Annotated in this window: 15 protein-coding genes; 13 read left to right on the forward strand and 2 right to left on the reverse strand. The window is 50.8% G+C overall.

Annotation, left to right across the window (positions count from 1 at the left end):
• Positions 1 to 35: 35 nt before the first annotated feature.
• Positions 36 to 458: a Fur family transcriptional regulator gene (locus tag HMPREF0860_RS11050; RefSeq protein WP_021331212.1), complete on the reverse strand. Its 423-nt coding sequence runs from the start codon at positions 456 to 458 to the stop codon at positions 36 to 38.
• Between the two features lie 250 nt (positions 459 to 708).
• Here HMPREF0860_RS11050 and rpsT point away from each other — a divergent pair, with 250 nt between their 5' ends.
• From rpsT to miaA, 6 genes are all read left to right on the forward strand, one after another.
• On the forward strand, positions 709 to 1,002 hold the full coding sequence (gene rpsT, locus HMPREF0860_RS11055; protein ID WP_021331221.1) for a 30S ribosomal protein S20: 294 nt from the start codon (positions 709 to 711) through the stop codon (positions 1,000 to 1,002).
• A gap of 87 nt (positions 1,003 to 1,089) precedes the next feature.
• The gene (locus HMPREF0860_RS11060; protein WP_021331214.1) at positions 1,090 to 1,407 is read left to right on the forward strand and encodes an HU family DNA-binding protein; all 318 of its coding nucleotides are present in this window, start codon (positions 1,090 to 1,092) and stop codon (positions 1,405 to 1,407) included.
• Positions 1,404 to 3,026 (forward strand): apolipoprotein N-acyltransferase, encoded by a 1,623-nt coding sequence (gene lnt / locus HMPREF0860_RS11065; RefSeq protein ID WP_021331222.1) that lies wholly within the window; start codon positions 1,404 to 1,406, stop codon positions 3,024 to 3,026. The genes HMPREF0860_RS11060 and lnt overlap by 4 nt, the downstream gene beginning before the upstream one ends.
• Positions 3,026 to 3,451, forward strand: a complete 426-nt coding sequence (locus HMPREF0860_RS11070; RefSeq protein WP_021331223.1) for a bactofilin family protein — start codon at positions 3,026 to 3,028, stop codon at positions 3,449 to 3,451. The genes lnt and HMPREF0860_RS11070 overlap by 1 nt, the downstream gene beginning before the upstream one ends.
• 71 nt (positions 3,452 to 3,522) lie before the next feature.
• Entirely contained in the window at positions 3,523 to 3,717 is a 195-nt protein-coding gene (locus HMPREF0860_RS11075; RefSeq protein WP_021331210.1) for a DNA-directed RNA polymerase subunit omega, read from the forward strand.
• Positions 3,704 to 4,735, forward strand: a complete 1,032-nt coding sequence (gene miaA / locus HMPREF0860_RS11080; RefSeq protein WP_021331218.1) for a tRNA (adenosine(37)-N6)-dimethylallyltransferase MiaA — start codon at positions 3,704 to 3,706, stop codon at positions 4,733 to 4,735. Before HMPREF0860_RS11075 ends, miaA begins: the two co-directional genes overlap by 14 nt.
• On the opposite strand, the gene HMPREF0860_RS11085 is transcribed toward miaA, so the two are convergent.
• Positions 4,677 to 5,846, reverse strand: a complete 1,170-nt coding sequence (locus tag HMPREF0860_RS11085; RefSeq protein ID WP_038082449.1) for an ISAs1 family transposase — start codon at positions 5,844 to 5,846, stop codon at positions 4,677 to 4,679. The two genes, miaA and HMPREF0860_RS11085, sit on opposite strands and share 59 nt — an antisense overlap.
• Positions 5,847 to 6,078: 232 nt before the next feature.
• Here HMPREF0860_RS11085 and dxs point away from each other — a divergent pair, with 232 nt between their 5' ends.
• Genes dxs through truA form a run of 7 tightly spaced genes read left to right on the forward strand, consistent with a single transcriptional unit; the run spans position 6,079 to position 12,786 of the window.
• Positions 6,079 to 8,079, forward strand: coding sequence for a 1-deoxy-D-xylulose-5-phosphate synthase (gene dxs, locus HMPREF0860_RS11095; RefSeq protein ID WP_021495776.1), 2,001 nt, complete (start codon positions 6,079 to 6,081; stop codon positions 8,077 to 8,079).
• A 14-nt stretch (positions 8,080 to 8,093) separates the two neighbouring features.
• Positions 8,094 to 8,912: a dihydropteroate synthase gene (gene folP, locus HMPREF0860_RS11100; RefSeq protein ID WP_021329234.1), complete on the forward strand. Its 819-nt coding sequence runs from the start codon at positions 8,094 to 8,096 to the stop codon at positions 8,910 to 8,912.
• Positions 8,913 to 8,939: 27 nt separating this feature from the next.
• Positions 8,940 to 9,755 carry a diadenylate cyclase CdaA gene (gene cdaA, locus HMPREF0860_RS11105; protein WP_021329237.1) on the forward strand — a complete coding sequence of 272 codons (816 nt, stop codon included), beginning with the start codon at positions 8,940 to 8,942 and terminating at the stop codon, positions 9,753 to 9,755.
• Positions 9,733 to 10,695 (forward strand): CdaR family protein, encoded by a 963-nt coding sequence (locus HMPREF0860_RS11110; RefSeq protein WP_021329233.1) that lies wholly within the window; start codon positions 9,733 to 9,735, stop codon positions 10,693 to 10,695. The genes cdaA and HMPREF0860_RS11110 overlap by 23 nt, the downstream gene beginning before the upstream one ends.
• Positions 10,695 to 11,069, forward strand: coding sequence for a holo-ACP synthase (acpS, locus tag HMPREF0860_RS11115; RefSeq protein ID WP_021329240.1), 375 nt, complete (start codon positions 10,695 to 10,697; stop codon positions 11,067 to 11,069). The genes HMPREF0860_RS11110 and acpS overlap by 1 nt, the downstream gene beginning before the upstream one ends.
• Before the next feature lie 32 nt (positions 11,070 to 11,101).
• A complete protein-coding gene (locus HMPREF0860_RS11120; protein WP_021329245.1) occupies positions 11,102 to 11,986 on the forward strand; it encodes a DUF2225 domain-containing protein in 885 nt (294 codons plus the stop codon).
• A gap of 8 nt (positions 11,987 to 11,994) precedes the next feature.
• On the forward strand, positions 11,995 to 12,786 hold the full coding sequence (gene truA / locus HMPREF0860_RS11125) for a tRNA pseudouridine(38-40) synthase TruA (RefSeq protein ID WP_021329239.1): 792 nt from the start codon (positions 11,995 to 11,997) through the stop codon (positions 12,784 to 12,786).
• Positions 12,787 to 12,890 lie beyond the last annotated feature (104 nt).

Consider the following 12,890-nt stretch of genomic DNA (forward strand, 5'->3'; position numbering starts at 1 on the left):
CGGGAAAAAACGGCGGACGATTGAGCGAAATTGCGTCAGCGCTTTGCGCAGTCGCGGCAAATGCCCCACATATTGGTCTGCATCTTTGTCATGGCAAAGCCTTCCGGAAGGGCGTCCGTACACTTGAGCATATAGTCGGCGATGTTCGCATCGTCGAAGACGTCGAAAACTTTGCCGCATTTTTCGCATTTAAAATGGATGTGCGGTCGTATGTCCGCGTCGTAGCGGAGTTTATCGTCTTCGATTTTGAGAGAATGCACGAGCTTTTTTTCTTCGAATAATTTCAGCGTATTGTATATGGTTGTTTTCGACAGCGTCGGATATTCCGGCGACAGGGAAGCGTAGAGCGTTTCCACCGTCGGATGCACGGGATGTTCGCACAGATAGGAATAGACTGCGACGCGCTGTACCGAGGGTCTGACTCCGGCTTCGCTGAGTGTTGTGTGGTAATTTTTCATAATTGCACCTCTTCCTGTTTTATATCCGGTTGATTTCTATATCCGTTCGATTACTATAGCCGTTTTCAAAAAGAATGTACAGTCCCCGATTGTAAATATGAATTATCTGTAAATCGGTAACTTGTATAATTCGGGAAGATATCGAAATCATGTATGAGTTTTTCGATAAGATTTTCGGTACGCTTGACTAAAGCGAAGCGCTTCGATACTATATATACATTCATTTTAGGTCATTAACTGGGGGTTTCCTTTGGCAAAAAAACAGACGTCTGCGGAAAAAAGATTTAAGCAGAGCGAAGCGCGCCGCCTTCATAATAAAGCGATTAAGTCGCGGTGCAAAACGGCCGTAAAACACTTCGTTGCAGCTGTGCAGCGCAAAGATCAAAAAACGGCGGAAGACTTGTACAATCTCGTTCAAAAAGAACTCGATTCCGCGCGCAGCAAAGGCGTTCTCAAACACAATACCGCCGCGCGCAAAAAGTCCCGCATGAAAAAACTGTTCAATGTGACTTTTGCTTCTCCTGCAGAAGCGGCCGCAAAATAAGTATTGCCTGTCTCCAAAAAATTCCGGAGGAAGCCGTCAGCGCGGTTTCTGCCGGAGTTCTTTTTTTATCGCCGTATCGGGAATTCTATGCCTCGGAAAAAAATAACAAAATACGACCTTATCGAATCGGTGTACCGGAATACGAATTGCGAACGGCGCATCGTTCAAGAGGTGATGGAAAATTTTCTGGGGGAAATAAAAAAATCGCTTATGGGAGGCGCGACGATCGAACTGCGCGGCTTCGGAACTTTTGAACCGCGCTTGCGCAAAGGCAGATCGGTCGCGCGGAATCCGAAAACCGGCGAAACGCTTTCCGTCGATCCGCACTACGTCGCCGCGTTCCGCTCCGGTCAGGAACTCAAAAAATCGCTGTGGAATCTCAAGGAAGAGCAGGCCGAACAATGACGCTTACGGAAAACCGTTCCGCGCCGAACCGTTTTTTTATTAATGCTCTTTTAGCGCTTGCGGGTGCGGTTTTGTTCGCGCTCGCAAATCCCGGTTTTATCTTTTCAAAAGGCGTTCCGCTCGCAGCATGGGTGATGTATTTTCCCGCCTTTATGCTCGTCCGCCGTTCCTCTTTTAAAACGGTGTGGCTGTGGGGCGGCGTATACGGAGCGCTTTCATACTGTTTGTACGTTTCGTGGCTTATCACCTTTCACGTCGTTGCCGCCGCTGCGATAAGCGTCGAATATTTTATTTCGTACGCGCTGCTCTTTTTATGCTTAAAGATCGCCGACAGGTTTTGCGGACGTCACGCGTGGATCGCCGAATGGCTCATCCTCTGTTCGCACGAATACCTTAAAACGACGGGCTTTGCGGGATTTTCGTACGGCGTTGCAGGCTATACGCAGTGGCAAAACCTCGTCCTCATTCAGAGTGCATCCCTTTTCGGCGTGTGGGCGCTTACCTTTCTCATCGATTTTACGTCCGCATGGCTGTATGCCGTGTATATCGGTGCGGAAACAAAAGACATCGCGGGCTTTAGAGCATCGGCAAAACGGCGTGTGTGCGGTATTGGGCTTTGGGCTTTCGCGCTTGTCGCATTCGCCGCATACGGAGGCGCGCTCCTTTCGCAAAAAAATAAAAACGGAACATATATTAAAGTCTGTGCGGTACAGCACAATACCGATCCGTGGCAGGGCGATATAGTTTCCTACGAACGCGATGTTAAAACGCTCATGACGCTGACGGAGCGCGCGCTTTCGGAAGATCCCGACATAGCGCTTGTCGTGTGGCCGGAGACGGCCGTCGTTCCGTCGATTTTGACGCACTATACCAAGCGGCTCGACAGGAGAAGGTTCGACCTTATCAATTCGGTGCTGCACTTTATTGACGGAAAAAAAGCCGTATTCGTGGTCGGAAACTTTCATTCCGTTGACACGGGCGGCACTCGTACCGACGATTACAACAGCGCTTTCGTCTTTACGCCCGGAAAAAACGTCGTGCCGCCGGAACCGGAAATCTATCGGAAAATTCACTTGGTGCCGTTTACGGAAACGGTGCCCTTTGCGAAGCGGCTTCCTCGGCTCTACGATGCGCTTGAAAAAGCGGACACGCATTTATGGGCAAAAGGAAGAGAGCGTACCGTTTTTCACGCTGCGGGAATTTCGTTTTCCGTGCCGATCTGCTTTGAAGATACGTTCGGTGACGACTGCCGCCGCTTTGTCGCAAACGGTGCGCGTGCTTTAATCAATATGTCGAACGACGCGTGGTCGAAAAGCCTAAGCTGCCAAAATCAGCACCTTGCGATGGCGGTTTTCCGATGCGCCGAAAATCGAGTGCCCGCCGTTCGGAGTACCGCCTCTGGGCAGACGTGCATCGTCGACCGTACCGGAAAGATTTTGTGCGAAGCGGAGCCCTTTACCGAAACGTATTTAACCGGCATGATGCCCGCCGCGGATGACAGTGCGGGAAAAACACTGTATAATAAAATAGGCGATGCCCTTGCGATTTTTTTTGTCGCGGCGGCTTTACTCATGTGTACTGTGTGCATTATTTTAAATGGAAAACGAAGTAGGATATAATGGCGGAAAAACACGACGACGAAAAAATCAATGTGACGATATTCGGACCGGAAACGGAGTTCGACGGCGAACTTGAATTTTCGGATAAGCTTATCATCACCGGAAAATTCAACGGAAAGATAAAAGCGAGCGGAGACTTGGAAATCGCAAAGGACGCGGTGTGTACCGGAGAGACGATTACGGCGCGCTCTATTATCGTGTCGGGAAGCGTTACCGGAAACCTCGAAGCATCCGAGCGCGTTGAAATATGCAGCGGCAGCAGCGTTACCGGCGATATAACGACATCTCGTCTTCGCATTGCAAGCGACGTCAATTTTGAAGGGCAGGTTACGATGCTCGATAAAGAGCCTGACATCGATCTGTTTTCCGTCGCATCTTCCGAATACAAAGACGCGCTCGCGCTGAAATCCGACGCGATCCATTGATCTGAAAGCGACACAACACGTCGTCTTTACAACGATGTGTTTTTCTCTTATAATATCGCGTGAGGTAGTATATGGTATTTCCGCTTGAAGAACTCGTAAAATACAGCGACAATATTTATGAAATCACTGTTGCGGCGAGCCGCCGCGCGTTTCAGATGGCAAAGGTCGAAGATCCGGAAATCGAAGAAAACGACGGCAAAGTCGTTTCCCTTGCCGCGCGTCAGCTTTTTGACGACGAAGTGACGTTTAAGATTGAACGACAATGACGCCGTCATTCCGGTGCTCGTCCTCTTTGCACCGACGGCTTCGGGAAAGACTGCTTTGCTGCAAACGCTGTTTGCACGGAGCAGTCTCTCTTTTTTTAACGGACTGGCGGAAATCGTCAGTGCCGATTCGATGCAAGTGTACCGCGGCATGGATATCGGAACGGCAAAGCCCGACGCATTTTTTCTTTCCGAACTCCCGCATCATCTAATCGATATATGCGATCCCCACGATTTTTTTTCGGCTGCGGATTTTATCGCGCGTGCGGACGACGCGTGTGCGGATATCTTTTCACGCGGCAAACTGCCGGTCGTTTCGGGCGGTACGGGATTTTACATCCGCTCTTTTATGCTGGGTTTGCCCGAAACTCCGGCCGTCGATGCGTCCCTCCGCGCAAAACTGCATGATGAAATGCAAACGCTCGGCGCCGAAAAGATGTGGGAGCGTCTTTTATCGCTTGATCCCGAAAGCGCACGCATCATCCACAAAAACGATAGCTACCGTATACAGCGGGCGCTCGAAATCGTGACGGCTACGGGAAAACCGCGGAGCTTTTTCGCCGGGCGGCCATGTCTTCGAGAGCGTTACGATTTTTGTACGCTCATCCTTACGATGCCTCGCCAAGTGCTGTACGAGCGCATAGACGCGCGCGTGGATGAGATGTTTCGCGCGGGGCTTTCGGACGAAGTGAAAAAACTCATCGGTGCAGGCTGTACGGAAAAATCGCCTGCCATGCGTGCGATCGGCTATCGCGAATGGTTTTCGCTCGGAAGCGAAGATGAGGTAAAAGCGCGCATAAAAGCGGCGAGCCGCGCTTATGCGAAAAAACAGTATACGTATATGCACAATATACCCGGTGCTCTCGTGTTTCCGTATGACGGAAGCACCGAAGCTGCGCGCAAAATCGCGGAGACGGCGGTCGCGCCGTTTTTGAAAAAATACGAAAATATTTCCACGGAAATCAAGTTTTGCCCAAAAGCAGTAATAACGTCTGAGGATTCATCAAAGCGCGGAACATAATGCCGTTCAACGGCAGCTTCGATTGTGTCTCACGCTTATGTATGCGAATTATGTTAAGCGCACATTTGTGCAGCATATTGAGATTCTGCTGTATGTTCTTACTCTGCACCCTGCATCTGTCCTCATCAAAATGTACATCCAACAGCCAATGCATCGTTTCTACCGACCATTCCTCTCTTGCATGATGGAGCAGCTCTTCCGCTCGTAACGCTTTACTTGAAATATAATAATGCCATTCTTCCGTTACACCTTTGCTCGTCTCAAATCGCGTATGAAGTGCTCCAATGCATTTAAGCGCCGGCCATGTTCTGCCGCCCGGTTGCCAGCCCACATCATCACTCGTATACGCACTGCGCCTTTCCTTCCGCCCATGTCCCTTTTCCGTTCGCGTGATGCTGTCCATCGTCGCTCTCAGCTTCGTATCCTGAACATACTCTGCGATATCGTTCATAAGTGCTTCCTGATTGCCCTTCGCACTTAACAAATAATCCGCTTCCGCCCCAATTATCGCTTCGGCAGTCTCTATTTGACAGTTCATTGCGTCTGCGACTACCATACAGCCCTTAATTTCAAGCTCTTTTATCAATTCCGGTACAGCCGGAATCTCATTACTCTTTGATTCGACCGTTCTTTGGGCAAGTGTCAGCCCCAATTCCCCTATCTGTGCACTGATGATATGCAAGGGATTGTCGTATTTTTTCATCTTTCCCGTTGAGCGGATAGCTTTTCCGTCTATAGCTATCGTCAACGGCTGCTTCTTTTTCTTCTTGCTTTGTTCTTCCTCTTCCGTCTCAAGTTTTGCTGCAAGAGCCGGTACAACCGAAGCAACCCATTGTTTCATACACTCATTCAGTGATTCCGGCCGTATGATTCCAAGCAGACTTAACAGCCACCAATAGCACGGTATCCGTTTGATTCCGAAGGTTTCTGCCAAAAATGTTCTGACATGTTCGGTTGTTGCCCACTCGTAGATTTTCTTTACGCTTTGTAAATCGCACAGGCTTCCCAGAATCACGATGATAACCGCATCTTGTACGCTACAAAAATATCCGTCGTATTCCCGCTCCGTCTCAAGCACTGCAAGTGCATCTTCTAATGTTTCCCACCTCATGCGCTCATTTTACCACTTTATCAACTTTTTAAACAGTGCGCGGACAAAATTGATTTCCGTGAAATATTTCGTCACGCTCTTGACGCATTACGCGAATTTTGCGATACTGGAAAACACTATTCGATGTAAGGAGTATGTTGTGCCCTGCGGAAAAAAAAGAAAACGTCAAAAGATGGCGACACATAAGCGAAAGAAGATGCTCAGGAAAAACAGACACAAGAACAAATGATTTTTGCTTAAACTTTGTGAAGAGGCCGCGTGTGTTCGTGTAACCGACGCGGTCTTTTTTGTTTGTAATTACGGAGGTTTTTTTACGATCCTTTCCGGCATACGTTCCCCTCAAGATATTAAAAAACTTCCGTCGTCCGAGCTTCCCGTTCTCGCGCGCGAAATCAGAAAAACGATTATCGAAGTCGTAGGCAAAAACGGCGGTCACCTCGCAAGCAATCTCGGCGTCGTCGAACTTACGATTGCGCTGCACCGCGTGTTTTCGAGTCCCGAAGACGCGATCGTATGGGATGTGAGCCACCAGTGCTATGCGCATAAACTGCTGACGGGGCGCTATGCGTCGTTTCCGACGCTCCGACTTTCGGGCGGCATTTCGGGGTTTACGCGGAGAGACGAAAGCGAGCACGATTTTTTCAGCGCCGGCCACGCGTCGACGTCGATTTCTTCGGCGCTCGGTCTCCTCGTCTCCCGTGATATTCAAAACAAAGGCGGAAAGGTCGTCGCTGTTATCGGCGACGGAGCGCTTACGGGGGGCATGGCTTTCGAAGCGCTGTCGCACGCGGGACAGCTTGCAAAAAATCTCATCGTCGTGCTCAACGACAATCAGATGTCGATCGATCACAATACGGGATCCATTTCGCGCTATCTTTCGCGGATGACGATGTCCGCTCAGTATCAAACCGTCCGCTATAAAATCGACCGCTTTATCGACCGCGTTCCGTATTTTAACAAAAAACTTGAAAAGCTCGCGTTCCGCTTTAAACGTGCCCTCAAGGGTATGTTTTTGACGAACAATTTGTTTGTCGATTTGGGATTCGAATACGTAGGCCCCTTGAACGGTCACGACGAACAGACGCTTGAAAAGGTGTTCCGCCGCGTGGAAAAACTTCCGCGTCCGGTCGTCGTTCACGTCGTGACGAAAAAGGGCAAGGGCTACAGTCCCGCCGAAGACAATCCCGAACGTTTTCACGGCATCGGTCCCTTTCTCATATCCGACGGCGCGGTCGAAAAATTCGATGAATTGAGTTTTACCGAATCGTTCAGCGGCGCCATCCTTGCGCTTGCCGAAAAGGATGAAAAGATCGTCGCCGTGACGGCCGCCATGGCGAAGGGTACGGGCTTGAACGCTTTTGCGCGCCGTTATCCGAACCGCTTTTTCGACGTCGGCATCGCCGAAGAACACGCCGTTACTTTTGCGGGCGCTCTCGCGCGGGGCGGTCTCGTGCCGGTCGTGTGCATCTATTCGACCTTTATGCAGCGGGCGATCGATCAGATGATTCACGATATCGCGCTGCAGGACGTTCATGCCGTTTTTATGCTCGACCGCGCGGGCGCCGTTCCGGGAGACGGTGAGACGCATCAGGGCTTGTTCGATATCGCTCTTTTGCGCCCGATTCCGCATCTTCGCATATTGTGTCCCGCGAGTGCAGAAGATTTAAAGCGCTGTCTTTCTTTTGCCGTCGAGTCCGAGGGTGCAACGGTGATCCGCTATCCGAAGCTCACCTGTCCGTCGGAGCAGGCATCTTTTTTTTCCCCGGTCGAAGAGGGGATGGGCGTCATCGTTTCGGCAGCGGATATTGCGCCTTTGCAAGCGGCGGAATTCGAAGAAAAAAAAGCGGGAACTTTTTTCCGCACGCTCTTTGTGTGTACGGGCGGAATGTACGCGGAAACGCTCGTCGCATCGCGATCGCTTTTGATGAAGGGCATATATGCCGATATCTACGCGCTCCGTTTTATTAAGCCGATAGACGAAGACTATTTTGCGCGCATCGCCTCCTCTTACGACGGAGCGGTCATCGTCGAAGACGGAGTTTTGACCGGCGGCATCGCTTCGTATCTCGAAGGGGTCTTGGTAAAGCGCGGTATGCGACTCGTCGCCTTAAAAGCCTTTGAAGATCGATTTTATCCCCAAGGAACGCGATCCGAAATCTGCCGGGATGCGCACATGTCGAGCGAAGATATCGCGGCGGCGGCGCTACACCTCGTCGAAAGTCGAAACGCCTAAAGGGGGTACGGCCGGTGAAAACGCTTTTTCTAAAAGACGGAATTATTAAAACGGAAATGTCCGCCTTTGTTATGGGCATCGTAAACGCGACGCCCGATTCGTTTTGGGAAGGGAGCAGGGGAGACGAAAGCCTTGCGCTGAAACTCATCGATGAAGGAGCCGACATCATCGACATAGGCGGGGAATCGACGAGGCCGGGGGCGGCATACGTGTCGGCGGAAGAAGAGATACGGCGCATCATTCCGGTGATCAAAAAGATTCGAGCCGCATCGTCCGTAGCGATTTCGGTCGATACGCGGAAAAAGGAAGTGATCGAAGCGGCAGTTTCGGAAGGTGCGGATATCTTAAACGACATTTCCGCTCTCGAAGACGATGAGGATATCGCATCCTTTGCCGCCGAAAAGGGAATCCCCGTCATACTGATGCATAAACGCGGAATTCCTGCTATAATGCAAAACAATACGTCGTATCGAGACGTGTTTCGGGAAGTGGACGCATACCTTGCCTCTCGCGTTTCGTATGCGCTTTCCCGAGGCATCGAGTCGAATAAAATCATCGTCGATCCGGGAATCGGTTTCGGCAAAGATTTCGAAGCGAATCGCATTCTTATTAAAAACTGCGGAAAGCTTTGCGGCGGCTCTTATCCCGTTCTCATGGCGCTGTCGCGAAAAACCTGCATCGGCGAGATGACGGGGAAGCGCACCGAAGATCGGCTCTGCGGCACGATTGCGGCGGATATGATCGCCGTTATGAGAGGTGCGTCTATCGTCCGCGTACACGACGTCGGAGCGGCGCTCGATTCGCTTCGCGTGATGAAAGCATTGGTCGATTAAGTTTTTATATTGTAACGGAGGATTATATTGAAATCGTTGGACAGTCTGCGTGCGGCATACGATTATATCCGGCTTATTCTCGATATAGGTATCCTCACGTTTATCCTGTATAAAGCGTACGAGCTCATCGTCAAAACGAACGGCATGCAGATTATCCGCGCCGCCGTCATCGTCGGCTTAGCCTATGCCGCTTCCATTTTTTTGCATCTGGAAACGCTGCAGTGGATTTTAAACGTTATGGGGCCGGGCTTTCTCATCGCGTTCGCGATCGTGTTTCAGCCGGAAATGCGAAAACTCTTTTTAAAGCTTGGACAGAGCAGGTGGTTCGCTTTCGGCAGCCGCTCAAAGCATACCTACGTCGATTCGGTTTTGATCGCGGCTGAGATACTGTCAAAACAAAAACGCGGCATGCTCGTCGTATTCGAGCGGCACACGAAGATGGATGACATCCTCAACACCGGTACCAAGCTCAACGCCGATCTTTCGTCGAGCCTGCTCGTGACGATTTTCGGCATGGACACGCCTCTTCACGACGGCGCGTGTTTTGTACTCGGCGGAAAGCTTCTCGCCGCAGGCTGTTTTTTGCCGCTGAGCGAACAGTATGATATTAAAAAAACCTTCGGTACGCGCCACCGCGCCGCCCTCGGTCTTTCGGAAGTTTCCGATGCCGTCGTGCTCGTCGTGTCGGAAGAGACGGGAGCGATAAGCCTCGCATACGATTCGAAATTGCACTACGATTTGACGATGACGGAGCTGACGAAGATTCTCGAAAACCTTCTCGAAATTACGCCCGACGCATATCAGGTAGAGGATACGATAGATGAAAGTAAAGCGGCTGTTTGAAACGATTATGGAAAATTGGCCGGCAAAAGTGATCTGCTTCGGCCTCGCGCTCGTGCTCTATCTCGTGCATATCACATCGCTCCTCGACCGGAAAACGTACACCGTTCCGTTAAAGGTCGTCGCTGACGGCGGTATGTATCCGATGAGCGATTATCCCGAATACGTGCGCATTACGGTGCGTTCGACGGCGGAAAACATTGCCGAAACGCTGCAAAGCGATTTTAAGGCGACGCTTGACTTAACAAAATACGAACAGGAAGGGAGCTTTTCGGTGCCTGTATCCGTGTACTTGGCGCCGAAGCTTTTGCTCATGGATCCCTTTGAAATAAAATTAAATCCCGAATCGGTGTCCGTGCGTCTCGAAGAAAAAACGCTGAAATACGTTTCTGTCGCGCCTTCTCTTTCAGGTGAAGTGCAGCACGGTTATGTCGTTACGAAAATGTCGGTGGAGCCTGCTACGGTCGAAATCACAGGTCCTCGCAGGGCGGTCGGCGAAACGAAGCAAGTGTATACGTCCGCGATCGACGTAACGGCTCTTGCCGCGTCGAAAACGTTTGAAGCGTCGCTGCAAAATATCAATTCGCTCCTGGCGATAAATCCCGCAAAATCCTATACCGTGCGGATCGAAGTTGCGGAAGAAGCGCTTGTAAAAAAGTTTACCGACGTACCGGTACAGCTCTTGTTTTTGCCGGAATCGTTCGAAGCCGAGGGAGAATCTCCGAAGATAAGTTTCGATGTGGCGGGGACGGTGCCGACGCTTGAAGATTATGAACTTTCGGATGGTGCCGTATACGCCGACTGCAGCGCGATCGATAGAGCGGGTACTTACGATTTGCCCGTGTACATTACGCTTCCGTCGTATTTTCAAATCGAAAATCAAAGCGCGGAAACGGTGAGCGTTACGATAAGCGCACGGCGCGAAGCGCAGGCGGAGGACTGATGATCTACGGCATCGGAACCGACATTGCCGATGTGCGCCGCTTTGCGAAATGGGTCGAAAACCCCGATTTAATCTCGCGTTTTTTCAATAAACGCGAAATAAAAACTTCCGGTTCTCGTCAAAAACTGCAAGAACACTACGCATCGCGCTTTGCCGTCAAAGAAGCTTTTTCGAAAGCGCTCGGAACCGGTGTCTCAGGTTTTGAGCTTGCCGATGTTTATGTCGGACACAATGAAGAAGGCAAGCCCGAACTTTGCCTCGAAAGGCGCGCCGCATCCCTTGTCGAAATGCGATGCGGAAAGACTGTGCGGATATCGGTATCGCTGAGCCACGAAAAGGAATATACTGTTGCATTTGTCGTCATTGAAGTGTAGAATTGTTTTATGATTCGTACAGAGGTGGGGATATGACGATTCAAGGCGTAAAAAAGGAATCCGATAAAAAGAAAATCGCGCTTTCGTATTGGTCGAAAGATAAGTGCCTGTGTCCCGTGTGCCATAAAGAATTCGATCGAGAGATCATGCTGTCGGGACAGGGCAGAATGATCGCCGGAAAGCTCACCGACGAACTGCACCGCATTTTCGAACCGTCGAAACGCTACGGAAAGATATATCCCCTTATCTACGACATCGGCGCGTGTCCGAACTGCTTTACGGCGATGCTGTGGTCGGATTTTAAAGACATCAAAAATAAAGACGCGATGGAAAAGATGTATTCCAATTCCGAAAAGCGAAAAAAAGCGGTCAATATCGTCTTTCCGTATTTCGACCTGCACCGACAGCGCTCGCTTTTCGACGGCTGTGCAATGTATTACCTTGCACTCCTTACCTACGAGGATGCGAACGTCGAAATGCTTCCGACGATGAAGCGCGCGATCTTGACGTTGCGCCTCGCGTGGCTTACGTCGGAATTGAACGAGAGGTGTCCCGGTCACAATTACGATTATATGTCGAAAGTGCTCTATCAAAAGGCGACGTTTTTTTACGAGCAGGCTGTCGTAAACGAAATGAACCGCGTCGAAAAAAGCTCGACGCTCGTAAACTGCGGCCCCGATATGGATAAAAATTACGGCTGGGACGGAGTCATTTACCTATGTGCCCTGCTCGAATACAAATACGGACAGACGAACGACCAGCAGCTCCGCCTCAAAAAATTGAGCCAGGCGAAAACGGCAATCGCGCGCATCTTCGGGCTCGGAAAGTCGTCGAAAGCGAAGCCCGGCCCCTTGCTCGAAAAATCGCGCGACCTCTACGATAAACTTTCGGCCGAAGTGCGCGACGACAATATTTAGAAAAGCCGATGCGAAATATCCTATTGACCCTTTCCTATGACGGCACGGATTTTTGCGGATGGCAGCGGCAGGACCGAAGCGATGCGGGACAGAGCGTGCGCACGGTGCAGGCAGTCCTCGAAGAAGCGCTTGCAAAACTGCACGGCTCGCACGTTACGCTCTACGGATCGGGGCGCACCGACAGCGGCGTGCACGCGCTTTCGCAAGCGGCGAATTTTTTTTCTCCGATCGATTCGATTCCGATCGAAAAATATCCTTTAATAATCAACAATATGCTGCCGCCCGACGTGCGTGTTATGAGCGCCGCGTGTACGGATGAAAAGTTCAACGCGCGTTACAGCGCGACGAGCAGAGTGTACCGTTATTGTATGTTCGCATCGGGCACCCCTCCGGCGCACCTTGCGCGTTACGTGTGGCCGCTTTTCAGAATGCCCGATGTACAAAAGCTCAATAAGCTCGCCGCATGCCTTTCCGGAGAGCTCGACTGCGCGTCTTTTGCCGCTTCGGGGGACGAAAGTCTTTCGACAAATCGCTATATAGAGAGTGCGCGATTTTTTTCCGAACAGGTCTTTCCGTACGGTACCCTCGTCGTATTCGAAATAGAAGCGAATGCGTTTTTGTGGAAGATGGTGCGTACGCTCACCGGCACGCTTTTACAGCTCGAAAAAAAAGGAGCTCCCGATGACGCACTCAAAAAAATCATCGATGCGCGGGATCGAAAAAAAGCCGGCATAACCGCTCCGCCTCAGGGATTGTTTTTACACGAAGTCAAATTCGACGGAAAGAGGCGGCACGCTTAGCGGGACGGCGAAAACGCACCGGAAATGTATACACGAAAAAGAAGCGTATAATTAAAGGCGGAACGCGGGGCAGCGGAACTGCCGCCGTTCGTATACTCGTCGCC

The sequence above is a fragment of the Treponema socranskii subsp. socranskii VPI DR56BR1116 = ATCC 35536 genome (genome assembly GCF_000468115.1).
In the GTDB taxonomy this organism is placed as follows: Bacteria; Spirochaetota; Spirochaetia; order Treponematales; family Treponemataceae; genus Treponema_D; species Treponema_D socranskii.

Coding starts and splice junctions, on each gene's coding strand:
- HMPREF0860_RS11050 (WP_021331212.1), bottom strand. CDS start 458: ATGAAAAATTACCACACAACACTCAGCGAAGCCGGAGTCAGACCCTCG.
- HMPREF0860_RS11060 (WP_021331214.1), top strand. CDS start 1,090: ATGCCTCGGAAAAAAATAACAAAATACGACCTTATCGAATCGGTGTAC.
- lnt (WP_021331222.1), top strand. CDS start 1,404: ATGACGCTTACGGAAAACCGTTCCGCGCCGAACCGTTTTTTTATTAAT.
- HMPREF0860_RS11070 (WP_021331223.1), top strand. CDS start 3,026: ATGGCGGAAAAACACGACGACGAAAAAATCAATGTGACGATATTCGGA.
- HMPREF0860_RS11075 (WP_021331210.1), top strand. CDS start 3,523: ATGGTATTTCCGCTTGAAGAACTCGTAAAATACAGCGACAATATTTAT.
- HMPREF0860_RS11085 (WP_038082449.1), bottom strand. CDS start 5,846: ATGAGGTGGGAAACATTAGAAGATGCACTTGCAGTGCTTGAGACGGAG.
- HMPREF0860_RS11110 (WP_021329233.1), top strand. CDS start 9,733: ATGAAAGTAAAGCGGCTGTTTGAAACGATTATGGAAAATTGGCCGGCA.
- acpS (WP_021329240.1), top strand. CDS start 10,695: ATGATCTACGGCATCGGAACCGACATTGCCGATGTGCGCCGCTTTGCG.
- HMPREF0860_RS11120 (WP_021329245.1), top strand. CDS start 11,102: ATGACGATTCAAGGCGTAAAAAAGGAATCCGATAAAAAGAAAATCGCG.
- truA (WP_021329239.1), top strand. CDS start 11,995: ATGCGAAATATCCTATTGACCCTTTCCTATGACGGCACGGATTTTTGC.